This is a genomic window from Ruminococcus sp. OM06-36AC (genome assembly GCF_003438725.1).
Lineage (GTDB): Bacteria > Bacillota > Clostridia > Oscillospirales > Ruminococcaceae > Ruminococcus_C > Ruminococcus_C callidus.
Window position 1 is genome coordinate 255,983 of the sequence record NZ_QSTT01000001.1, and the last position, 23,021, is coordinate 279,003.

Sequence of the window (23,021 nt, forward strand, 5' to 3'; positions counted from 1 at the left end):
TTGTATTTTCTTTGAAAATATGGTATACTATAGATGTAGAAATATTACAGCGAAACGAAAGCTGTAATCTGGAAACGTCTGTGTTTTCTGTCGCCGACCCGCAGAAGAACCACAGCGTGTACACTTTCGCACACGCCTGCACAGGACATGGTGTCGGAGAAAAGAGGTATCGATATGAAAGGAACGATTATCGCTGCAATGGTTGCAGCAGCTGCCGCAGCTTCCGCTGCAACTATTTACGCACTGAAAAAGGCACACGACAAGCGACTGGAAGCCGCATGCAATTGTGACGACCTGCCGGAGGGCGGCTGCACGAATGACGACGAGTGCTCCTGCTGTGACGAGCCGGAAAACGAAGAAGATACCGAAAACACTGCCGAAGCAGCAGGCTGCTGCTGTGCAGATGGTGTTTGCTCTATCGATTCCGAGGACGACGAAGCAGACCAGCCGACAACCGTGCACATGCCGGAAGAAGAGCCTGCCGACGATGCAAAGCCGGAACAGGACGATTCCGCAGATGATGCTGAAAAGACGATTCCGATTTCTTCCGGCGACGAGGACTGACGGCATAACATTTTGTGCCGGTTTATGGCTCTCACTTTCATAAATAGAAACAGCACTTTTGCAGCCGCAGACCCGCGGGCAAAAGTGCTGTTTTTTGTGTTTGGAAAAGTTATTTCGCGAGGACTTCTTCCCAAGAAGTGTCATATCCTGCTCCGCGGAGAGCCACGTAGTACATGATATAGAAGCTGTCGGTGGAATCCACTGTGCCATTGCCGTCTACATCGGCGGCAGCGATCTGTTCATCCGTCAGCCCGCCGTCATTGCCTACGGCAACGTTGGCGATGTAGAGCATGGTGTAAAAGATGTCGGTGGAGTCAATGCCGCCGCTGCCGTCTACGTCACCCCTGGGCAATCCGCCGATCAGAGCAAATCTGATGTTGTTTTCGGCTGCGTATTTCTGGGCGTAAGAGCGGGCGTAACCATAAATAGTGAGGTTGTTGCAGCCGGAAAAGGCAGATTTTTCAATGCTTGTCACGCTGTCCGGTATCGTGATCGAGGTCAGCTTTTTACAGTCGGAAAAAGCACTCTCTCCTATGCTGGTCACGCTGTCTGGTATCTCGATTTCAGTCAGGCTGCTACAGCCGGAAAAGGCATTACTTCCAATACTTGTCAAGCTGTTCGGCATCGTGACTTCGGTCAGACTGGTACAGAAAGAAAAAGCGTTCGCTCCAAGAATCGTCACACCGTCCGGCATCGTGATCGTGGTCAGACTGCTGCACTTATAAAAGGCATCTAAGCCAATTCTCGTCACGCTGTCCGGTATCGTGACCGCAGCCAGACTGTTACAGCCAGAAAAAGCACTTCTTCCAACACTCGTCACCGGTTTTCCAGCGATCTTCGCTGGAATCTCTACAGCCGTAACTTCTTTTTCACAACCAGTAATTCGAATTTCGACTGTATCGATCACGTCATAATACAAATCTCCATAAATACCGTCGTAAAAATATGGCACATCTGCACTCGCCGGCAATTCCACGCCAGACAGTCCCACACTGCCCAGACAAAGCAAGCCAGCAGTCAATGCCGCTAACCCTTTTTTCCACAATTTCATTTTTCTTCCTCCATATCATTCTTAGGGTAATACCGCACAAAGATTGTGCGACAGATGCGTCGTCAAATTTTTCGTCAGATGAAACAAAAAGCGGAGTGAATACTGGATGTATTCACGAGCATTTTTGTGAAATATGACGGGAAATTTGCAAGCAGATGGCGTGCAAAGTCGCCAGACGCTCTTTGTGCGGTATTGCCTCAACATTTTATTTGTATTTCTGCGTTGATTTCCCTGCTATAAAAAGAGCGTCCTGCAACCACAGAACGCCCTTGGATTTTCTGTTGGAGATGAGTCTTAGTCCTCCACAACCACCTTGTGGAATACCTTTTTGCCCTTTCGCAGAATGGTTTCTGCTTCCGGATAGATCACGCTCTTGGGGTCGGTGACCTTGGTGTCATTCACAGAAACGCCGCCCTGCTGTACCAGCCGGCGTGCTTCGCCGTTGGACGGGGACAGTCCGCAACGTACCATCAAGGTCAGGATCCCGATGCCGCCGTCGGTGAGTTCCTCTGCTTTCAGAACGGTGGTCGGCATATCCGCATTGTTTCCGCCGCCGCCAAAGACAGCCTTTGCCGCAGTCTGTGCCTTTTCGGCTTCTTCCTTGCCGTGCACCAGTGCAGTCAGTTCATACGCCAGCAGTTCCTTTGCCTGATTCAGCTGCTGTCCCTCCAGTGTGCGTTCCATTTCCTCGATCTGCTCAATGGGAACAAAGGTGAGCAGCTTCAGGCACTTGATAACGTCCTGATCGGAAACGTTCCGCCAGTACTGGTAGAACTCGTACGGTGTCGTCTTTTCCGCATCGAGCCATACCGCACCCTTTTCGGTCTTGCCCATTTTCTTGCCCTCGGAGTTCAGCAGCAGGGTAATGGTCATTGCGTAAGCGTCCTTGCCCAGCTTCCGGCGAATCAGCTCCGTGCCGCCCAGCATGTTTGCCCACTGGTCATCGCCGCCGAACTGCATGTTGCAGCCGTAATCCTGAAACAGCTTGTAGAAGTCGTAGCTCTGCATGATCATGTAGTTGAATTCCAGGAATGTCAGACCGCGTTCCATACGCTGCTTGTAGCACTCGTGAGAGAGCATGCGGTTCACGCTGAAGTGAGCACCCACGTCGCGGAGCACGTCCACATAGTTCAGATCCAGCAGCCAGTCGCCGTTGTTGACAACAATTGCCTTATTTTCCGAAAAATCGATGAACCGGCTCATCTGCTTCTTGAAGCAGTCCACGTTGTGCTGAATGGTTTCCTTGGTCATCATTTTCCGCATGTCGGTTTTGCCGGAGGGGTCGCCGATCATTGCCGTGCCGCCGCCGATCAGAACGATCGGCTTGTTCCCTGCCATCTGGAGCCGCTTCATCAGGCACAGTGCCATGAAGTGTCCCACGTGCAGGCTGTCTGCGGTGGGGTCGAAGCCAATGTAAAAGGTTGCCTTGCCGGCGTTGATCAGTTCCTCGATCTCCTTTTCATCGGTCATCTGGGCGATCAGGCCCCGTCGTTTCAGTTCTTCAAATACTGTCATGTTCTTTCCCTCTTTCCCCGAAGGGTACAAAAAAGCCCTCCGGAAACTATTTTTCCAGAGGACGATGTTTTCACCGTGGTACCACCTCAATTTATCAGAGCGAAAGCCGCCCTGACCTCAAAGACGCTGTAACGGGCGTGCCCGAACTCCCCTACGCACGACGGTTTCAGGAAGCCTGCTCCCAAGTGTATTCTCTGCGGTGACGCTCCCCCGTTCCACCAACCCGAGGGTTCTCTGTGCCGGCACGAATGCAGATACTTCTCTTGCTCTACGCATTTCATAATGTGTTTATCATACCATATTGTCGGGCGGTTGTCAAGGGATTTTTCTGTAAAAAATCCAGAACACCTACTTGACAAATCCAAAGGAATCGTCTATCATAGAAATAGAAAGAGCATACCAGCAGACGGTTTGCTCCCATAAGTACTTATTATGAAAAAATAGCCGCCTTATGTGGAAGTGGGGCGGCTATTTCCATTTATAGCGGTAAAATATGCTTGACACGACACCATTCCGGTGTTATAATAAAGGCATACGGGGCATTAGCACAGTTGGGAGTGCGTCACATTCGCATTGTGAAGGTCAGGGGTTCGATTCTCCTATGCTCCACCAGAAACCCACCAAAATTCCAAGAGAATTACGGTGGGCTTTTCTATACCATTTCTTACATCAAAACTTGCGATGCATAATTAGGGAGAAAAAATGAAATTCAAAACGATAAACACCATAATATGTTCCGCCACAATGTCAGTTATTACAGTGTCAGCTATATTTCTTGCGGAAATTATCGGTATCGCAAACGAGTTATTCCGATTGCCATATTTGTTGGTTGTAGCAGTAATATATGCAGCTATGCTGTTAAGTGAAAGTAAGAAGCAGCTTCTGTTGAAATGGGTTTTGTCACTGCCCTTTTCTTTTTTTTGCTTCGAATATTTTTGGCAAACACACTATTCTATCAGAGCGTTAAACTGGATAATAGAGGGATATGGAACACAATCTGCCGGCGGCAATTTTTCAGGTTTTATAGTTCTTATTCTTTTGCTAGTCCTTTGCTTTGCAGGCATGATATTTGCATATTCTAAGTCATCTGAAAAAATCAAACGATATATAAAAGTGCAGTCATTGACAGGCATATGGATTTTCATGTTAATGATTATCGTAGTCGCATACTTGGAAACCCAATTTCCAGCATATCACGATGTATTATCGTATCATTAAACACCACACAAAAAAACGGCTCTGCCACAGGAATTTCCCTGCGGCAGAGCCGTTTCTTGTTTTCAGCGTATCTTAGGCAAACCAACGATTATGTCTGTTTGCCGTCCGCTTTCTTTTTCTTTTCAATTTCCGCCTTTTTGGCTGCAAATTCCTTGTCGTCCAGAATGCCCTGCTGGTGGAGTGCCTCCAGTTTTTCCAGCAGCTTCTCCGGAGAGTCGTCATTTGCCTTGTCCTTGGTACCGGACTTCAGCTTCACGCGTTTTTTCGCCTGCTGCTGTTCCCGTTCCTTTTCAGCTTCGATCTCTGCCAGCATTGCAGCATACCGCTTGCGGTCACCGAACCAGAACAGCACGATCAGGATAATGCCGCCTGCCAGTGTGCCCATGCCGATCCACCACCCCGGCGGTGTGTAGGTCATGGTCACGGTATGTTCTCCGGCAGACAGCGGCACACCGATCATGGCATCTACGATTGCCACCTGATCGACCTTCTTGCCGTCCACCTTGACGGTCCAGCCCGGCTGATCCGGAATGGAAGTCATCATGATCTGACCTTCTTCTGCGGTAATGGTACCAGTCAGCTTCCGGTCGTTGCTCTTTTTGGTGTCGATCTGCCACTGATTCTGCTTCAGAATGTCAATATCCTCTTGGAATACGTCCGGATGATAGGTGTAGAACAGGAAGTTCTTGACAATGGTGAACTTTTCCTCATTGGCAATGGTCATACGCAGGGTGATCTTCGTGCCCGGCTCAAAGGTACCCAGACGCAGGGCAATGTAGTTATCGCCCTCGAAGTATTCGCCCATAGACTGGAAGCCGCCGTTGTTCTTAGCGTATTCATCGGCATCTTTCCAAGTGAAGTCGCCGCTGTTGGATTCCTTCCAGCCGTTTTCTGCCTCGCTCCATTCGCTGTCGTTCCATGTGGACATCCACAGGTTGACTTTCTTCTGGAACTCGGTCTTGAAGTAGATGTAGATCGGTTCGTTGGACTCTGCCACCAAGTGGAAGTCCACAGTGGGGTCACCGTCGCCGGTCACGTCATACTTGGTCTGTTCGCCGTAGGGGCTTGTGGTGATCGCATCGCTGACGATCGGATTTTCTGCCAGATTCAGCGGTGTGTAATACTCGTGCCAGCTCTGGAACTGTCCGTTTTCGTCAAATGTGGTCTGTCCGCTCATGGTGCTCATGAAGATGTTCTGGCTGTTGAACGGATTGTCGTTGCCCAGATGATCGATCTTCTGCACATCCTCGTCTACCATGTAGCCGATAGACAGAGCATTGGTATTTTCATAAGCAGTAATGGTCTTTGCAGTACCATTTTCGTTGGTATAGTCGTATGCCCAGCGTGCTTCATATGCCGGATTCAGACGGCGGTTCTGATCGCCGCTTTCCCCGCGGTCCAGCACATACTTGATGCCCAGCAGAGAGTCCGCAATTTCGGTGTTGCCGTCATAGCGGGTATAGTAGCTGTGCATGCAGTAACCCAAGGTTTCAATGAAATTGATGGCACGGGTGTTCATAACAGAACTGGAGTGCGAGATACCTTTCAGTCCGAATGCCGCATTATCGTTGACACAGCGGAAGAAGGTCTTTTCCGCACGGTAGAAGCCGTCGTCCTTTTCCTCCAGCATCTGTGTTGCCGCACGTCCGTTCTGCACGTAGTTCTGATAGGAGGCACGGGTGGAGTATGCCACTTCCTTGTCGATGTCCTTCATGGAATCTACAGCGTTGTAGGTTGCTTCGCCGCCTACCATGATCAGCATCATAGTGGTCAGGGCAACGCTTACGCCACGCTTGCCCTGCGTGATCTTTCCGCCCAGCATGAAGTACAGCAGGATCAGGTAAATGCCCATGAGTGCCGCAGAGATCCAGACAGCACCCTTTGCCATCTGGTCAAATTTCAGACCGGCAACAATGGCAATGATGACCGCCATTATCACTGCCGATCCGATCAGATGCTTCTTTTCGATACCGTCGCGGTTTGCGAATGCAGTTGCCGCCATGGTCAGGAACACAAAGGACAGCAGGAATGCATAGCGGAACGGCAGCCAGTTCGGCACCTGTCCGCCGTGCCACATCATGTCTATCGGTGTGATCAGCATGCACATTACCATTACAGCGATCAGCAGAGAGTAACCGATCTTCTTTTTCCGGTTGACCTTTTTGTTCAGGTAGAACAGGGGCAGCAGCACCAAGGTCAGCAGACCGCAGTAGATTTCCGGCTTGCCCTGTACGTTTACAGAGTCATACTGTGCCGGCAACAGCTGCGGGAACATGTCCAGCAGATCACACAGGAACACCAGCAGCGGCGAATCCTGTGCATTTTCCAGCAGTTTCTTGCTCAGCGGGAACGACTGGAACCGGAAGCTGTAGTCCGGATCTGTGAATTCGAACTTACCCAGTTTCAGAGCGTTGTACACCGGCAGCAGCATGAATGCCGCACATGCCAGTGCAATGACGGAAGAATACGCGATCCGTACAAACGCGGTGAAATAGTCATAACCCTTCCGCTTCTTGTCCGAGCCGAAGCACAGATAAAACAGGAAGTACAGGATCACAAAGAAGCAGATCATGTAGCCGATGTAGAAGTTTGCCACACACATCAGTGCCAGCGGAATGATGAAATTCAGCCGGCGGCCGTCGTCGACCAGATATTCAATGCCCAGCATGATCAGCGGCAGGAATACCAGACCGTCCAGCCACATGGGGTCGATCAGCTGGATCACGCCGTATGCCATCATCGCATACATGGTGGAGAAGAGCAGTGACGGGTACGGCTGTACGCCGCGGCGTTTCTGTAAGAAGTAGTTGAATGTTGCACCGGCTGCACCCAGCTTGCACAGCTGCATGATCAGCAGGCTGCTCAGCATGAATTTCTCCGGCAGGAGCATGACGATCAGCGTGAACGGGCTCGCCAGATAATAGCCGATAATGCCCATAAACTCGCCGGAAAGATTTCGCGACCAGTTGTAGAAGATGCTGCCGTCACCCCAGAACGCATCACGGAGTGCCTCGAAATAATACACATACTGTCCGTTCAGGTCCAGACAGAGCACGGATTCTTCGCCAAAGGGGTAGAGTCCGAAAAGGGCGTATGCCAGATAGGTCAGCACAGCCGGAATGGCAAAGGCGATGAGATAGATCCGGTTCCGGACGATCCATCTGCCGATTGCAGAGATGACACTGCCGGCACTGAAACTGCGTTTCGCAGTCTGTGTGGCAGCTTGGATTTTGGTGGTTGCCATGAAAGTCCTCCTTAAATGATAAGATGATCGCCGGATTCCAGCAACAGAATCCGGAAAGTGTGTTCCGCCGTTCCCCTCCTGCGGACAGAACAACAGATACCAACATTATAGCACAATCTTTCCCGTTTGGCAAGCCCTTTTTATGCAAAAAACACGGAAAAGTACGAAAGCCATATCCCAAAATCCATAAAAACCACGAAAACCGCCTGCCCTGCAAAATTTCCCTGCAAATGCAAAAATGCCTCGCACAGCACAACGCTGTACGAGGCATTTTCAAGGGAATGCTATTCTTCGTGCGGTACCGCCTTATGCGGTCTGGGCAAATTGTGAACGATACAAATCGGCATAGAAGCCGTTCTTCTCCAGCAGTTCTTCGTGGGTGCCCTGCTCGATGATGTCCCCGTCCTTCATGACCAGAATCATATCGGCATTGCGAATGGTGGACAGCCGGTGGGCAATGATAAAGCTGGTTCTGCCCTCCATGAGGTGATCCATTGCCTTTTGAATCAGAATTTCTGTACGGGTATCCACAGAGGAGGTCGCCTCGTCCAGAATCATGACCCGATTGTCCGCCAGAATGGCACGGGCAATGGTGAGCAGCTGTTTCTGTCCCTGTGAAACGTTGCTGGCATCTTCGTTCAGTTCCATCTGGTAGCCGTCCGGCAGCTGGCGGATAAAGCTGTCCGCATGAGCAGCCTTTGCGGCGGCAATGACTTCTTCATCTGTCGCGTCCAGTCTGCCGTACCGGATATTCTCCATAATGGTACCCTGAAACAGCCATGTGTCCTGCAACACCATGCCGAAAGATTCCCGCAGCTTGTGGCGGTCGAAGTCCCGCACATCATGGCCGTCCAGCAGGATCGCACCGCCGCTGACATCATAGAACCGCATCAGCAGTTTCACCATTGTGGTTTTTCCGGCACCGGTGGGACCTACAATGGCGATCTTCTGTCCGGACTTTACCTTGGCACTGAAATCGTGGATAACGCACTGCTCCGGCTGGTAACCAAAGGAAACATGCTGAAAATCAACATTGCCCTCCACGTTTGCCAGTTCCAGCGGGTGCTCTGCTGTCTGCACTTCTTCCGCTTCTTCGAGGAATTCAAAGACACGTTCGCTTGCCGCAGCCATAGACTGCACCTGATTGAGTACCTGTGCGATCTGCTGCATGGGCTGGGTGAAGTTCTTCACATACTGGATAAACGCCTGAATGTCACCAATGGTGATCGTGCCGCGAATCGCCAGCAGACCGCCGGACAGTGCCACAGCGGCATAACCCAGATTGCCCACGAACATCATGATCGGCTGCATCAAGCCAGACAGGAACTGAGATTTCCATGCGGAGTGGTACAGGGTATCGTTGGTTTCCTGAAACTGCTGCACCATGTCCTTTTCCTTATTATACGCCTGAATCACTGTATGACCGGCGTAGGTTTCTTCCACTTGTCCGTTGATGTGTCCCAGATATTCCTGCTGCTGCTTGAAGTACTTCTGGGATTTTTTCACCACCAGAGAAATCAGAGTTACGGAAATCGGGAGAATTACCACAGCGATCAGAGTCATCAGCGGCGAGATACGAAGCATCATTACCAGTACGCCGACCATAGTCGCCACGGAAGTGATGATCTGGGTGATACTCTGGTTCAGGCTCTGTCCCAGTGTGTCCACGTCGTTGGTGATGCGGGACAGCACTTCGCCGTAGGTACGGCTTTCAAAATATGCCATTGGCATGCGGTCGATTTTTTCCGAAATGTCTTTCCGCATGCGGTAGCAGACTTTCTGTGTGACACCGGTCATCAGCCAGCCCTGCACAAAGCCGAACAGAGTACTCAGCAGATACAGTCCCAGCACAAACAGCAAAATCTGTCCGATCTTGGTGAAATCGATGCTGCCGGTTCCCTGAATCTTCGCCAGCAGTCCGTTGGAAAGTTCCGTGGTCGCCTTACCCAGAATGTCCGGTCCGATCACGCTGAACACGGTGGAGGCAATTGCACACAAAATTACCACGGCCACTGCGGCATGATATTGCTTCATATATGCAAACAGTTTGCCAATAGAGCCTTTAAAGTCCTTCGCCTTTTCTACCGGCATCTGTCCGCGTCCGCCCATACGCCGTCTTTCATTCGCCATCTGTCATCGCTCCTTCCTCCGGTGTTTCCTCCAAGCCCAGTTCCGACGGGGAAAGCTGGGACTTGGCGATCTGCTGATATACCTCACAGTTCTTCAGCAGTTCCTCATGGGTGCCCTTGCCGACAATTTTGCCTTCTTCCAGAACCAGAATCTGGTCAGCATGGAGAATGGTGCTGATTCGCTGTGCCACGATGATCATGGTGCTGTCCTGTACCTGTTCTCCCAGTGCCTTTCGCAGAGCCGCATCGGTTTTCAGATCCAGTGCGGAGAAGCTGTCGTCAAAGACGAACACTTTCGGGTGCTTGGCAATGGCTCTGGCGATAGTCAGACGCTGTTTCTGTCCGCCGGAAACATTGGTACCGCCCTGTGCAATGGTACTGTCGAACCGGTCGGGCTTCTCTTGGATAAATTCCATTGCCTGTGCAATTTCCGCCGCCTGCTGTACTTCTGCATCGGAAGCGTCCGGATTGCCGAACCGCAGGTTGCTGGCAATGGTACCGGAGAACAGCACGCCCTTTTGCGGAACAAAACCGATCTGCTGCCGCAGTTCTTCCAGCGGCAGGTCACGCAGTTCCACGCCGTCCAGCGTAATGCTGCCTGCTGTGACATCGTACAGACGGGGAATCAGGTTCACCAGTGTGGACTTGCCGCAGCCGGTGCTGCCGATGATCGCCGTGGTCTGGTTGGGCTTTGCCGTGAAGCAAAGGTCTGTCAGAGCGTTCTCCTCCGCATGCGGATAGCGGAAGCAGACATGATCAAAGGTCAGCACGCCCTTGCTGTCCTGCAAATGTTTCGGCTGTGCTGTTTCCTGTACAGAGGTCTTGGTTTGCAGCACTTCGTCAATACGTTTGGCTGCCACAGAACCACGGGGCAGCATGACGGACATCATGGTCAGCATCAGGAACGACATGACGATCATCATCGCATACGTAATGAATGCAGTCATAGAGCCGACCTGCATAGAGCCGCCGTCAATGCGGTGAGAACCGACCCACACGATCAGAATGGTCAGGCTGTACATGATCAGCATCATCACCGGCATCATGAAGGTCATGACACGGTTGACAAACAGGTTGGTCTTGGTGAGGTCGCGGTTCGCCTTGTCGAAGCGTTCTTCCTCGGTCTTTTCCCGTCCGAACGCCCGAATGACGGACAGTCCGGTCAGGATCTCACGGGAAACCAGATTCACCTTATCCACCAGCACCTGCATTTTCTGGAACTTCGGCATAGCGATCGCCATCAGCACGCCGACGATTCCCAGAATTACCAGCACTGCCAGTACAATGACCCAGCCCATGCCGGCTCCGGTGTGTACCACTTTCAGAACGCCGCCAATGCCCAGAATCGGAGCATACAGCAGCATTCGCAGGAAAATCGCCGTAACCATCTGCACCTGCTGAATATCATTGGTGCTTCGGGTAATCAGTGAAGCAGTGGAAAACTGATCCATTTCCGCACTGGAAAACTGCATGACACGGCTGAACACCTTGCCGCGGAGATCACGTCCGACACCGGCACCCACGCGGGAAGCCACATAACAAACACAAATCGCCGCAGCCATCATGGCAAATGCCATCGCCATCATCTTGCTGCCGGTTCGCCAGAGATAGCTGGTCTGGATCTTGTCTATGTCCAGCCCTGCGTCTTTGTCACACTGCACCGCATAGGCAACGCCCATAGACTGTACCAGCGAATCCCCCATAGTGTCCAGCATATCTTCCAGCTGGGAACGCATCTGGGTGACTGTATCTTCATTGAGCTGTCCGCTCTGCTGCATTGCCGCAAACACGGGGCGGACATCGACACAAGTCACTGTGGACGAGTTGCCGTCGCTGTCCTCCTCTGTCCGCTGAAACGGTTGCAGTTCTACGCCCATGGCAGCACCGAGTTCCTCCACGGTCATCTGTTCCATCTGAGCCGCCGCGTTGGGATCAGTCTGCTGCTGTGCCAGCATCTCCCGAAAGCTGTCCTCACTCATCATGGACATCTGATAGTTCAGCAGCACCGGTACCAGCAGGTCGCTGTCCAGTTCGTCCAGATCTTTGCCCGACAGACTTTCCTTTCTCTGTTCTCCGTCATAGGCATTCTGCCACTTCTGTTTTTCGCTTTCCGTCATGAAAAGCTGGGCGTTTTCGAATTCTTCTGCCGTGATCTGTTCCGGCAGAATGTGTTCCACGCCGCTGTTCTGGATTCCGGTGTCAATAATATCCGAAGTGTACTGCGGCAGGGACAGGTCACAAAATGCCTGTACCACCAACAGCACCAAGATCAGCAACACGGAACTCCAGTAGGGTTTCAGATTTTTGAAAAGTTTACCCATTGATCGCTCTCTCTCCTTTCATTTCCTCCAGTTCCTCTGAGGCCGCCGCATAGAGCCGCTGAAGCAGTTCCATCAGCTGGTCGGCTTCTTCCTGTGTAAAGCGTTTCTGAATCCCCCTGTGAAAATCCTCCAACAGCTGATTCGCCCGCTGCACCTCTGCCTCGCCGGCAGCCGTCAGTGTCACATAGGTATTCCGCCGGTCAGTGCGGCATACTTCGCGGCAGATATAACCGTCGTTTTCCAGCCCACGCAGCGTGCGGGAAACTGCCGGCTGGGGCACGTGCATCTTCTGTGTCACCATAGACACCGTGCTGCCCTCCGGATTGGTTTTCCGCTGTCCGGCAATTACAAACATCACCATATACTCCTGTCGGGACAGCGGCAGCAGCGAAAACAGATTCAGACTGCGAAACGCATTTATCACCCCGAAAAATGTTTTTGCATCACACTTCAAGTGTTCCACCTCCTATTTGTATTCAATAACATTGTTATGAAATAACTTTGTTCTATTATAACGCATGCTATTTACTTTGTCAAGGGGATTTTGCAGTTTTCATCTGCCTGACACAAAAAAGTGCATTCCGCCAAAGCACAGCAGAATGCACGAAAAAGTTTTATTCAATTTGTTCAGAACCACAAAAAAATCAGAACAAACTCTTAAGGCAATACCGCACAAAGATTGTGCGACAGATGCGTTGTCAAATTTTTCGTCAGATGAAACAAAAAGCGGAGTGAATACTTGCTATATTCACGAGCATTTTTGTGAAATATGACGGAAAATTTGCAAGCAGATGGCGTGCAAAGTCGCTAGACGCTCTTTGTGCGGTATCGCCTTAACCCAGCCGCTTTTTCAGATCTTCCCAGACGCGGCGGGAGATCTCTGCGGTATGGTCTGCATCACCGTCCGGCAGGGACAGATTCCGCAGCACGCAAACAGAAATGACCAGATCTGCCAGAAACAAAACGACTACACCAGTCACCAGTTTTCCAGAAACATAGCCGGGGATCCGGTGAAACAGCATCATCAGAAACGGATTGATGCGATAGAGGGCAAATGTGCCCAGCAGTCCGAACGGCAGCATGGTTTCCAGACAAATCCGTCCGTGAATGTTGAACTTCATATCGTGATAATCCCACCAGCGTGTGTGGAACACTCGTTCCATGAGGGCACTGACTGCGTATTCCAGCAGACTGCACAGCAGAATGATCGAGAAGAACACGTGCCAATAGCCGTAGTGGCTGCCCTGAAACAGCAGGGTGATGCCCAGCATGCCGGCTCCATAAATCGGACAGCAGGGTCCCAGCAGAAAACCGCGGTTGGTAAGATGCCGTTCCCGCACGCCCATGTACAAGACTTCCATAAACCAGCCCATGGCGGCATAGGCGAAGAAAAGGGCAGCACATTCTGTTAAATTGTATACCATCTGTCAGACCCTCCTTTTCCGGAACAGAGCTACCGCTGCATGAACCATGCCCGCTGCCGTTTCCAGCGTGGAGCAGTACTTGTCCGCAAGGCAGACAATCACCGCTTCTCTGGAACGGGGCACAAACCGCAGCGTCAAGGGCCACATGTGTGTGGTGATGATATGCTGCACCTCTGCATTGACATGAAATCGCATTGCCGCATTTTTGCAGGCAATGTGCGGGTGTGCAAAGCCGTGGAGCACACCCTCGTCCACATGGTTGTGCCAGTCGTACAAGTAGAAATCATGGAGCAGTGCCCCGAGAATCAGATTTTCATAATTTACATGGATATGCAGACCAACGGCAATGGCACAGCTGATCCGCACTACCGAAAGGCAGTGCTGTAATGTGCTGGTCGTTCCGTGCTGAACATACTCGTCCATGGAGCAGACCGCATTGTCCTGCAAATATTCCTGCATTTTTGCCTGTGCCAGTTCCAGTGTTTCTTTTTCCTGTAAAGACATAAATTCCTCCTGCTGCAAAGATCGCAGCAATTTCCTCCGGTGCGTTCTCCCACCGGTATCCCCCTGTTTTCCTCAATCTTATCCTATTACTTCTGTTCTCCTACATTATAGCGGATTTTTGCCGTATTGTCAACAAAGTCTGCGTTATTTTTTTCGACAATTCCGCCAAAGAACAAGCCGGTTTTCGCCGTTCCCCCCGTAATTTTGACAAAATCTCGATTTTTCCGTTGCATGCAGCAGCACTTTATCGTACAAATATGCTAAAAAGCACTTGCAATTCCGCAAAAAGCATGGTAAAATAGATAACGAACGCAAAATCCAATTTTTTTCAAGGAGGTTTATTTTGCAACATTTTCCATTCTGGCTGGCACTTGCCGCGGGGCTGGGGACTGCCTGTCTGCTGGGCGGTGTTTCCGCAGCGGCGGAGGACTTCCCTGCCGTACCGGTGGCAACCGCAACCACCCAAGGCACATGGGAAACCCGCGGGGACGGCAGCCGCTGCTATTACGATGCCGACGGAACACCGGTCACCGGCGAAGTCACCATAGACGGCACCGCCTATCTGTTCGACTACACCGGCACCCAGAAAACCGGCTGGCGGACAGTTGACGGAGAACGCCGGTACTACGATCCGGAAACCGGCGAACTGGTTCTGGGCTGGGTGGAGTCCGGCGGCTACCGCTATTACACCGACAACAGCGGACTGAAAGAAACCGGCGAACAGGAAATCGACGGACACCGCTACAGCTTCTCGGAAACATACGGCATGCAGGACACAGGGATACACGCCTTTTCTGACGGCAGCCTTTCCTATTATAATGTAGAGGGCGAGATACAAACCGGCTGGCAGACGGACGGCAGCAGCAGCTACTACTTCAGCAAGGACACCGAAACCGCCCTGCTGGGGCTGCAAGAGATCGACGGGGCGTTGTATTATTTCGGCGAGGACGGCAAGCTGGTTTGCAGCCGCACCGTGACGCTGGACGGCGTGGTCTACCGTGCCGATGCCAGCGGCAGGCTGACCACCGAACTCACGCCGATCACCGGCACGGCACAGGCGACTGCCGCACAGATGACCGCCTATCTCCGTACAGTGAATCCCAATGTGGCACAGAGCGTACTGGACATGATCCCCTGCTACCTGAGCGAGGGGGCTGCCGAAGGGATCCGCGGGGACATTGCCTTTGCACAGTCCTGTCTGGAAACGGGGAACTTCACCTTTCGTGGCTCGGCGGTGACGCTGGAGCAGAACAATTTCTGCGGCATGGGCGTGACCAGCAATGGGATAAAAGGCAATTCCTTTGCCACGCCGCAGCTGGGAATCCGTGCACAGATCCAGCACTTGAAAGCCTATGCCAGCACGGCAGCCTTGCAGCAGGCCTGCGTGGACGACCGCTTCCGGTATGTGCAGCGGGGCTGTGCCCCCTATGTGGAATGGCTGGGGATTCCGGAGAATCCCCACGGCAGGGGCTGGGCAGGCGGTGCCGGCTACGGGGCAAAGATTCTGCGAATCCTGACGGCGATTCTGCAAATGTAAGAAAATCGAAAACCGGCTCCTGCATGAGAAATGCGGGAGCCGGTTTTTGCTATGTTGTTATAATGCGTTGTTACTTCGCAAGGACTTCTTCCCAAGAGGTGTTGTGTCCTGCCCCGTGGAGAGCCACGTAGTACATGATGTAGAAGCTGTCGGTGGAATCCACTATGCCGTTGCCGTCTACATCAGCGGCGGCGATCTGTTCAGCTGTCAGTCCGCCGTCATTGCCTACGGCGACATTGGCAATGTAGAGCATGGTGTAGAAGATGTCGGTGGAGTCAATGCCGCCGCTGTTGTCCACGTCGCCCTTGGAAAGAGTGGGTGTCGTCGGCGTGGTGGTTGTTGTTGTAGCGGTTGTTTCTGTTGTAGTCGTTGTAATTTTTTCTGTGATAGTTGTGGTTTCGGTTGTGGTGGTTGTCGCCGGTGTTTCTGTTGCTGTCGTTGTAGTTTCTTCTGTGGTAGTTGTTTCTTCGGTGGTGGTTGTGATTTCAGTTGTTGTGGTGGTAGTAGTTGGCTTGTCCAGTGCTACAAAGGGAATATTGTTTTCTGTTGCATATTCCTGTGCGTAAGAATCAACGTAGCCATAGATGGTTAAGTTATCACAATCGGAAAAAGCATACGATTCAATAATCCACACACTGTCCGGTATTGTGATTGCGGTTAGACTACTACAGCCAGAAAAAGTAGCCCTTCCAATACCTGTCACACTGTCCGGTATCGTGATTTCGGTCAGACTGCTACAGCCAACAAAAGCACATTCTCCAATGCTTGTCACGCCGTCCGGTATCGTGATTTCGGTCAGACTGCTACAGTCTTGAAAAGCCCAATCGCCAATGCTCGTCACGCCGTCCGGTATTGCGATTTGGGTCAGACTGCTACAGTCAGAAAAAGCACCACCTCCAATGCTTGTTACACTATCCGGTATTGTGACAGCGGTCAAATTAGTACAGCCACTAAAAACCGTTTCTTCAATGCTCGTCACACTATCTGGTATTGTAATCGCGGTCAAACTGCTGCAACCAGAAAAAGCTCCTCCTTTAATACTCGTCACACTGTTAGGTATCGTGATTTCAGTCAAATTACCACAGTCACAGAAAGCATATGCCCAAATACTCATCATACTGTCCGGTATCATGATTTCAGTCAGACTACTACAGCCATAAAAAGCCTTTTCTCCAATGCTTGTCACGCTGTCCGGCATCATGATTTTTTTCAGGCTGCTACAGCCGGAAAAAGCATCCTCATTAATGCTTGTCACACCATCTGGTATCATAATTTCGGACAAACTGCTACAGCCAGAAAAAACATATGCCTGAATCATAGTCACGTTGTCCGGTATCGTAATTTCAGTCAAACTGCTACAACCAGAAAAAGCACTATTTCCAATACTCATCACGCTGTCCGGCATCATGATCTCAATCAGACTGCTACAACCAGAAAAAGTACTATTTCTAATACGTGTCACGCTGTCCGGTATCGTGATTTCGGTCAAACCACTACAGTTAGAAAAAGCACCAGTTCTAATGCTCGTCACGCTGTCCGGTATCGTGATTTCGGTCAAACCTCTACAGTCAGAAAAAGCATTATCTCCAATGCTCGTTACAGTTTTCCCATCAATCTCCGACGGAATTTCTACAGTCACAGCATCTTCATTACAACCCATTATTTTGATTTCACCATTATCTGCTATAGAATAATACAAATCCCCATAAATTCCATCGTACTCATATGGCACTTTCGCACTCGCCGACAGCACCGCACCCACGCTTTCCAGCACGCTCTGCATGCCAGTCACGCCCACGCTGCCCAGACAAAGCACCCCTGCGGTCGCCGCCGACAAAACTTTTTTCCACAATTTCATCTTCATGCCTCCGTTTCTTTTTCGTTGCAAAATACTTGCAATCACAGTATACCATATCCCACCGAAAAAGTCAAATAAAAATGCAAAAACCGCACAGAAATCAATTCTTATAACAGCCTCCCCTGAAAGGGGAGGGGGACCGCCGTTAGGCGGTGGAGGGGTTCTTTTGTGAAATCCTTTTACGACGTTTTTCGGCATAAGTAGAAACCCCTCAGTCAGTGCTACGCACTGCCAGCTCCCCTTTCAGGGGAGCCTTACTTGCCAAACTTCATAATTTTGCACAATTTAAATCAGTACACTTTTGAAAATTGATTTTTGCAACAAAAAACCGGCTTCCCCCAGAAACCGGTTTTACAAATTGATTCAAGACATATCCTGCATTTCTGTCCGAGCAAGCGTTTCCACAATTTCCCGTGCCTTTGCCTCCGGCAGAGCCGTCAGCTTGAACCGCTGCTGGCGGGGCCCGTTACAGGTGATATACAGATGACAAACGCCGTACATCTTCTGTGCGGGTGTCTGCATCAGGTCCGTGCGGACAATGCGGGCGTGGTTCACCGTAATGGTGTGGAACGTGAACCAGCTGCAAAAATGCATCTGCAAATGCTGGTCGTCCATGGTGACCGATTCCGTGAACATCGCCACAATGCGGATACACAGCAGCCACACCAGCGGAATAATCAGCATCACGGAACAGAACCGAATGATCGCCCCCAGATTCGGCAGCAGCCACAGCAGAATAAACCGTGCCGGCAGAATCGCACAAAGTCCGATCACCGGCGGCCACACAAAGGACCAGAAAAACCGGATATTGGAGCGTGCATGAAGTTTCGGGTGCTCCATGACCGGTACCGTGTGCAGCTTTTCCAGCAGTGCCTGTGAGCCTTTTTTCCGAATCAGCGGAATCAGCACCGGCAGCGTATCCCGCCGGCTGCCGTAGCCGGGGCAGCGAATGTGGAGGGATACCATGCCGAATATCTTCATCAGCAGATTCTGCCGCAGGTCGGGGAAAATAATGGCGTTGTCCCGCAGATGATACCGCCGGCGGGTGAGGATTCCCGTATGCACCGAGATGAACTCCTCCCCGAACCGCATGCGGAATCTGCCGTACCGCAGCAGGTTCCGCCCGAACGAGATCAGCCACAACGCCAGAATCACAATGCCGATCGTAATGGCGATTCGCGGCACGCCGTGGAACGCTGTCGATGCTCTGTCGGTGGCATCTTCCAGAATTTGCTGTGCCTGAAACTGCTTTACCAGATCGGAAGTGATGCGTCCGCCCTGAAAGCAGATGGTGGCAATGTATATCGCACCGGAAAAGCTGCTGGAAAACAACGCCGAGAACAACAGCATTCGCCACGCCGGCGTGTGATACGCCACCGCACCGGTGCTGCCATTTTGCAGCACGGGAATGTGCTGCCGCAGCCGGTGCAGATCCCGCAGATACAAGGTCAGGTGCATATCCGCTTCCGGCACAGCACCGGCTGCGGTACTGATCTGCAAACAGGCTGCCCGCAGAGGGCGAAGGTAAAACGGGTGTTCCTCCACCGTGGAGGCAATACGTTCCAGCGGGATCTCCGTCCCCCGCCGCAGGAGGATCCCGCTTTGGGAACGAATGGAAACTTCGTCGAAATAATATGTGCAGGCATGCCAGCGAAGCGTACCGATGCCCAAAATCAGCAGGGCAACCAGCAGGTCAAACCACGCACCGGCTCCCCAGTCGATAAGTTTCTGAAGTGAGAACGGATAGAACCGCAGGCTTCGCAGCAGCGGGAAAATCAACAGCCACAGGTTCTTGGCACTGTAGCGTAAAATCTTGATCGGGTGTTCCCGATACACTGCCTCACCGGCAGTCCCAAGCCGCATCATGGGCTGCTCCTTTCCGGCGGATCTTCCGCATTGCTTCCAGTTCCTGCAGGCGGCTGCACCGCACTTTCAAACGCATCGAACTGCGGCTCCTGCGGAATGTCTGCGGGATTTCCGACGACAGGCACTTCCAGTGTCCGCTGGCTGTGGCTGTAGACCGTCTTTTGCAGAAACGCCTGTATCTCCGCCGCGTCAGAACTGCTCAAAAACGACAGAATGACCGTGCCGCCATAGGCATGCAGCGGGATAAAATTCATGCCGGTGGCATCGGCAAAGGGTGCCTGAAAAATGCTGCTGAACTGCAACGCCTGTGTCCGCATGACTTGCTCCTGTATGAAAAAAATGCCGCATTTTCGGGTGATATGGGTCGCCGATACACAATAGGTCACAGTGCAGAACCACATGGGCAGCAGCAGTGTGGACAGCAGGATCGCCGCCGCCGCCAGCACTGCCGTCAGTATCCACAGCAGCCAATGGGGCAGCACTGCCAGAAAGTACCATACCAAACCGATCAGCACCGCCGTCACGATCGGTGTTGCAATTTGCAGCGTATATTGTGCATGTTTATCCGCAGTATACTGCTTCATGGATTCCTCCTACAGACATAATCGGGGTTCCTACATTCATATACATTAGGGTGTGTTGACACTAAGCCTGACACGTGTCTTTTGGGGTGATTTTTCCCCGTTCGTCGTTTAAAATCCTTGCCGTGCGAAAGAACGCCTGCGAATTTTTGCCTAGAACGGAGAAAAATCACCTCACAAAATTCGCATATCATTATAGTGTCAACACCCCCTAGTAGAGCGATCTGCTCTGTTTCTATTATACCCCGAGAACACATTTTCGTCAAGAGAATGCGAATAGATTGCACGCAAATCCTTTTTATTCCTCATAGGCAATACCCCTCTGTCACTTCGTGACATCTCCCCTTTCAGGGGCGACTTCTCTATATAAATTATATAAACCGTTTTGTGCAGACAGATCATGATAAACTATGGATATACTATCAGGAGGGAAATTATGCTGGAACGCGTAGCATCATACATCTGGGGGACAGGGCTGCTGGTGCTGCTGCTGGGGACAGGGCTATACCTGAGTTTCCGGCTGCGGTTCTTCCAGTTCTGGGGCTGGAAAACCATTCTGCGGCGGACGTTCGGCAGCCTGCGTACCAAGTCCGGCAAGGGCGGCACTTCCCTTACCCAGTTCCAGACCTTTTCCACTGCTCTTGCCGCCGCGATGGGCACGGGAAACATTCTGGGCGTGGCGGCGGCTCTCTGTCTGGGCGGTGCCGGTGCAATTTTCTGGATGTGGGTATCCGCCCTGCTGGGCATGGCTCTGACTTACAGCGAAAATGTACTGGCTCTGCGGTATGCCCGCACACTCCCCGACGGCACCAAGGCAGGCGGCCCCATGGCGTATCTCCGGTTCGGGCTGCACAGTCCCGTTCTGGCAGTATTTTACAGTCTTTGCTGCATCGGTGCTTCGCTGGGCATGGGCAACATGACACAGAGCAGTGCCATTTCCACCCTTGCCGCGGAGGCGTTCTCCCTGCCGCCGCTGTGGACAGGAATCGGTGTCACGCTTCTGCTGGGAATTATTTTACTCCGCGGCACACGCTCCACCGGCAAGGTCATTCAGTGGCTCATGCCGGTGCTGTCGGCGGTGTATCTGCTGGCGGCACTGGGAGTGATCTTCCGGAACGCCGCCGCACTGCCGGCAGCATTCGGGCAGATTTTCCGCGAAGCATTCGGGCTGCATGCCGTAGGCGGCGGAATCTCCGGTGCTGTTTTGCAGCGTGCTGTGCAGACTGGTCTGCGGCACGGAGTATTTTCCAACGAAGCCGGACTGGGGAGCAGTGCCCTTGTCCACGCCGGCGGCAGTTCCGAAGATGCCCAGCTACAGGGCATGTGGAGCATGGTGGAGGTGGCGTTGGATACGCTGGTGTGCTGCACGCTGACGGCTCTGGCAGTTCTCACCAGCGGAGCCATGACGCAGGCAGACAACGCCGGCGGCATCATTTCCGCCGCATTTTCGGGCGTTTTCGGGCAAGCCGCACCGGAACTGATGGCGGGCATCACCGCACTGTTTGCATTCTGTACGCTGATCGGCTGGTGCTGCTGCGGGGAACAGGCGGTGCGGTATCTGGGCGGCGAAGCGTGGCGGCTGCCCTATCGGGTGTTGTTCTGTCTGGCGGCAGGCGTAGGGGCTGTGGTTTCCCTGCGGTCGGTGTGGGCACTCTCCGACATTGCCAACGGGCTTATGGCAGTGCCGAACCTGCTAGGGCTGCTGCTTCTGGGGAAACAGATCGGGACACAACGAGAAAAATAACCAAAGGCAATACCGCACAAAGAGCGTCTGGCGACTTTGCACGCCATCTGCTTGCAAATTTCCCGTCATATTTCACAAAAATGCTCGTGAATACATCAAGTATTCACGAGCATTTTTGTTTCATCTGACGAAAAATTTGACGACGCATCTGTCGCACAATCTTTGTGCGGTATTGCCCAAAAAAATATTCCCACAGGGAGCACCCCGTGGGAATATTTCTATTTACAGCAATATTTCAAAGTCTGTATCAGCATGCGAAGCCCTGCAATCAGCCCAGAAGTTCCGTCCAGGTGGGCTGCAAGCCGGCACCCTTTTCTGCACAGTAGCGGAGCAGTTCAAAGAGATCGGTAGAATCTACGCTGCCGTTGCCGTCAATGTCAGCCGCAAGCAGTTCCTTGCCGGTCAGCGTGCCCTCGTTTCCGGCACCGACATTTGCCGTGTGCTGCAACAGTTCGAAAACATCAGAACTGTCGAGTTCCTTGCTGCCGTCACAGTCGCCCCGCCCCATCAGCTGTATGGAGCCGTCCGACTCTGCCGCTGTATTGAGGGCAGATTCATATATTACATAGGAAACATCTACTTGATCGATTTTCTCTCCGGCTTCCACCATGAGAGAAACTTTCCGCAGCAATTGATAACGCTGTTGCATGTCAAGAAATTTCTTGGGAATTATAGTACACGTGCCTTTTTTATTTTGTTCGATCTCCACATCAAAGTCCAGATCCAGATCTTCCGGTGTCAGAACAGCCCCCTCTTTCAGAGTAACACAACAAATACCAAAACTGTCTTGACTACCCCACATTGGTGCGATATTGTTTTTCTTTAAAGAAACGCCCCAGACTTCCTGCTGTACCGATACAAAACCGGACAAGGTCTGGAGGAACTGACAAAGTTTTTCCTCGTCCAGACGATACGATGATGTGCTGAATCGCAGCGTATATGCTCCGTTTCCCTCTGCGGTCATAGTCAGCTGGCGTGTTTCCGATTCTTCGGTACTCAATGCCTGATCGGCAGTCGGCTCCTCTGCATTTTCCTTTTTGGTCAGCAGACCGCAAAGCTGTTCTGTCAGTTCCCGCACATCTGCCACGTCCTGCTCCAGCTGAATCCGATATGCATACTCGTTGAGCTGAATCAAATCATCTTGTTCCGCCGTTGCATAAAAAATGTTGTCATACATGCCTACTGGTGTGGGATCTTTCAAGCCATAGTACATGCTTTCGCCCTTTTCCACATATGCTGTCTTGTCATTTTCCAGCATCTGCAGCACCTGTGCCAGCGGCACTTCAGCTTCCCCATTCATATGCATGGGGTATGCTGCTGCCGGCATCGTCATTGCACTTCCCAACAGTGCAGCTGCACAAACAGCAGAAATTATCCTTGTTCTTCTTTTCATAAAAATCGACCTCGCTTTCTAAAACAATAATATGCTATTGAAAATAAAAAGGAAAACCTTTATAAAAATTAT

16 protein-coding genes, 1 tRNA gene and 1 other annotated feature are annotated in these 23,021 nt (G+C 51.7%); of the genes, 5 read left to right on the top strand and 12 right to left on the bottom strand.

The features are described from left to right. The first annotated feature begins 174 nt into the window (after positions 1 to 174). Positions 175 to 564: a hypothetical protein gene (locus DXB92_RS01165; RefSeq protein ID WP_117731892.1), complete on the top strand. Its 390-nt coding sequence runs from the start codon at positions 175 to 177 to the stop codon at positions 562 to 564. Between the two features lie 109 nt (positions 565 to 673). On the opposite strand, the gene DXB92_RS01170 is transcribed toward DXB92_RS01165, so the two are convergent. Both DXB92_RS01170 and tyrS read right to left on the bottom strand, forming a co-directional pair. Continuing rightward, entirely contained in the window at positions 674 to 1,615 is a 942-nt protein-coding gene (locus DXB92_RS01170) for a leucine-rich repeat protein (RefSeq protein ID WP_117731894.1), read from the bottom strand. 294 nt (positions 1,616 to 1,909) lie between these two features. Beyond that, complete coding sequence (tyrS, locus tag DXB92_RS01175) at positions 1,910 to 3,130, bottom strand: tyrosine--tRNA ligase (RefSeq protein WP_117731896.1); 1,221 nt, start codon at positions 3,128 to 3,130, stop codon at positions 1,910 to 1,912. 54 nt (positions 3,131 to 3,184) lie between these two features. Continuing rightward, positions 3,185 to 3,410, bottom strand: a binding site (T-box leader). Positions 3,411 to 3,666: 256 nt separating this feature from the next. On the opposite strand from tyrS, the gene DXB92_RS01180 reads away from it, so the two are divergent. Beyond that, a tRNA-Ala gene (locus tag DXB92_RS01180) sits at positions 3,667 to 3,742 on the top strand. A gap of 90 nt (positions 3,743 to 3,832) precedes the next feature. Beyond that, positions 3,833 to 4,348, top strand: a complete 516-nt coding sequence (locus tag DXB92_RS01185; RefSeq protein WP_117731898.1) for a hypothetical protein — start codon at positions 3,833 to 3,835, stop codon at positions 4,346 to 4,348. 88 nt (positions 4,349 to 4,436) lie between these two features. Here DXB92_RS01185 and DXB92_RS01190 read toward each other — a convergent pair whose 3' ends face one another. From DXB92_RS01190 to DXB92_RS01215, 6 genes are all read right to left on the bottom strand, one after another. Next, a complete protein-coding gene (locus tag DXB92_RS01190; protein WP_117731901.1) occupies positions 4,437 to 7,592 on the bottom strand; it encodes a YfhO family protein in 3,156 nt (1,051 codons plus the stop codon). Positions 7,593 to 7,898: 306 nt separating this feature from the next. Next, a complete protein-coding gene (locus DXB92_RS01195; protein WP_242986578.1) occupies positions 7,899 to 9,722 on the bottom strand; it encodes an ABC transporter ATP-binding protein in 1,824 nt (607 codons plus the stop codon). Continuing rightward, positions 9,712 to 12,042: an ABC transporter ATP-binding protein gene (locus DXB92_RS01200; RefSeq protein WP_021683145.1), complete on the bottom strand. Its 2,331-nt coding sequence runs from the start codon at positions 12,040 to 12,042 to the stop codon at positions 9,712 to 9,714. The genes DXB92_RS01195 and DXB92_RS01200 overlap by 11 nt, the downstream gene beginning before the upstream one ends. Then, complete coding sequence (locus tag DXB92_RS01205) at positions 12,035 to 12,496, bottom strand: MarR family transcriptional regulator (RefSeq protein ID WP_117731903.1); 462 nt, start codon at positions 12,494 to 12,496, stop codon at positions 12,035 to 12,037. Before DXB92_RS01205 ends, DXB92_RS01200 begins: the two co-directional genes overlap by 8 nt. Positions 12,497 to 12,875: 379 nt before the next feature. Then, positions 12,876 to 13,466, bottom strand: a complete 591-nt coding sequence (locus tag DXB92_RS01210) for a putative ABC transporter permease (RefSeq protein WP_021683142.1) — start codon at positions 13,464 to 13,466, stop codon at positions 12,876 to 12,878. Positions 13,467 to 13,469: 3 nt separating this feature from the next. After that, complete coding sequence (locus tag DXB92_RS01215) at positions 13,470 to 13,970, bottom strand: HD domain-containing protein (protein WP_117731905.1); 501 nt, start codon at positions 13,968 to 13,970, stop codon at positions 13,470 to 13,472. A 343-nt stretch (positions 13,971 to 14,313) separates the two neighbouring features. Here DXB92_RS01215 and DXB92_RS14310 point away from each other — a divergent pair, with 343 nt between their 5' ends. Beyond that, a complete protein-coding gene (locus DXB92_RS14310) occupies positions 14,314 to 15,507 on the top strand; it encodes a glucosaminidase domain-containing protein (RefSeq protein WP_117731907.1) in 1,194 nt (397 codons plus the stop codon). A 70-nt stretch (positions 15,508 to 15,577) separates the two neighbouring features. Here DXB92_RS14310 and DXB92_RS01225 read toward each other — a convergent pair whose 3' ends face one another. From DXB92_RS01225 to DXB92_RS01235, 3 genes are all read right to left on the bottom strand, one after another. Beyond that, the gene (locus tag DXB92_RS01225) at positions 15,578 to 17,365 is read right to left on the bottom strand and encodes a leucine-rich repeat protein (protein ID WP_181976840.1); all 1,788 of its coding nucleotides are present in this window, start codon (positions 17,363 to 17,365) and stop codon (positions 15,578 to 15,580) included. 363 nt (positions 17,366 to 17,728) lie between these two features. Next, positions 17,729 to 19,231 (bottom strand): PH domain-containing protein, encoded by a 1,503-nt coding sequence (locus tag DXB92_RS01230; RefSeq protein ID WP_117731911.1) that lies wholly within the window; start codon positions 19,229 to 19,231, stop codon positions 17,729 to 17,731. Then, complete coding sequence (locus tag DXB92_RS01235; RefSeq protein ID WP_117731913.1) at positions 19,228 to 19,815, bottom strand: hypothetical protein; 588 nt, start codon at positions 19,813 to 19,815, stop codon at positions 19,228 to 19,230. Before DXB92_RS01235 ends, DXB92_RS01230 begins: the two co-directional genes overlap by 4 nt. 433 nt (positions 19,816 to 20,248) lie before the next feature. Between DXB92_RS01235 and DXB92_RS01240 the strand changes: the two genes are divergently transcribed. Next, positions 20,249 to 21,556, top strand: a complete 1,308-nt coding sequence (locus tag DXB92_RS01240; RefSeq protein WP_181976841.1) for an amino acid carrier protein — start codon at positions 20,249 to 20,251, stop codon at positions 21,554 to 21,556. A gap of 268 nt (positions 21,557 to 21,824) precedes the next feature. On the opposite strand, the gene DXB92_RS01245 is transcribed toward DXB92_RS01240, so the two are convergent. Then, positions 21,825 to 22,949, bottom strand: a complete 1,125-nt coding sequence (locus DXB92_RS01245) for a dockerin type I repeat-containing protein (RefSeq protein ID WP_147329999.1) — start codon at positions 22,947 to 22,949, stop codon at positions 21,825 to 21,827. Positions 22,950 to 23,021 lie beyond the last annotated feature (72 nt).

Bases quoted from the DNA above. Each gene is read 5' to 3' on its own strand.
- DXB92_RS01190 (WP_117731901.1), bottom strand. From the start codon at position 7,592: ATGGCAACCACCAAAATCCAAGCTGCCACACAGACTGCGAAACGCAGT.
- DXB92_RS01170 (WP_117731894.1), bottom strand. From the start codon at position 1,615: ATGAAATTGTGGAAAAAAGGGTTAGCGGCATTGACTGCTGGCTTGCTT.
- DXB92_RS01225 (WP_181976840.1), bottom strand. From the start codon at position 17,365: ATGAAATTGTGGAAAAAAGTTTTGTCGGCGGCGACCGCAGGGGTGCTT.
- DXB92_RS01240 (WP_181976841.1), top strand. From the start codon at position 20,249: ATGCTGGAACGCGTAGCATCATACATCTGGGGGACAGGGCTGCTGGTG.
- tyrS (WP_117731896.1), bottom strand. From the start codon at position 3,130: ATGACAGTATTTGAAGAACTGAAACGACGGGGCCTGATCGCCCAGATG.
- DXB92_RS01230 (WP_117731911.1), bottom strand. From the start codon at position 19,231: ATGATGCGGCTTGGGACTGCCGGTGAGGCAGTGTATCGGGAACACCCG.
- DXB92_RS01200 (WP_021683145.1), bottom strand. From the start codon at position 12,042: ATGGGTAAACTTTTCAAAAATCTGAAACCCTACTGGAGTTCCGTGTTG.
- DXB92_RS01215 (WP_117731905.1), bottom strand. From the start codon at position 13,970: ATGTCTTTACAGGAAAAAGAAACACTGGAACTGGCACAGGCAAAAATG.
- DXB92_RS01185 (WP_117731898.1), top strand. From the start codon at position 3,833: ATGAAATTCAAAACGATAAACACCATAATATGTTCCGCCACAATGTCA.
- DXB92_RS01165 (WP_117731892.1), top strand. From the start codon at position 175: ATGAAAGGAACGATTATCGCTGCAATGGTTGCAGCAGCTGCCGCAGCT.
- DXB92_RS01195 (WP_242986578.1), bottom strand. From the start codon at position 9,722: ATGGCGAATGAAAGACGGCGTATGGGCGGACGCGGACAGATGCCGGTA.
- DXB92_RS01245 (WP_147329999.1), bottom strand. From the start codon at position 22,949: ATGAAAAGAAGAACAAGGATAATTTCTGCTGTTTGTGCAGCTGCACTG.
- DXB92_RS01235 (WP_117731913.1), bottom strand. From the start codon at position 19,815: ATGAAGCAGTATACTGCGGATAAACATGCACAATATACGCTGCAAATT.
- DXB92_RS01210 (WP_021683142.1), bottom strand. From the start codon at position 13,466: ATGGTATACAATTTAACAGAATGTGCTGCCCTTTTCTTCGCCTATGCC.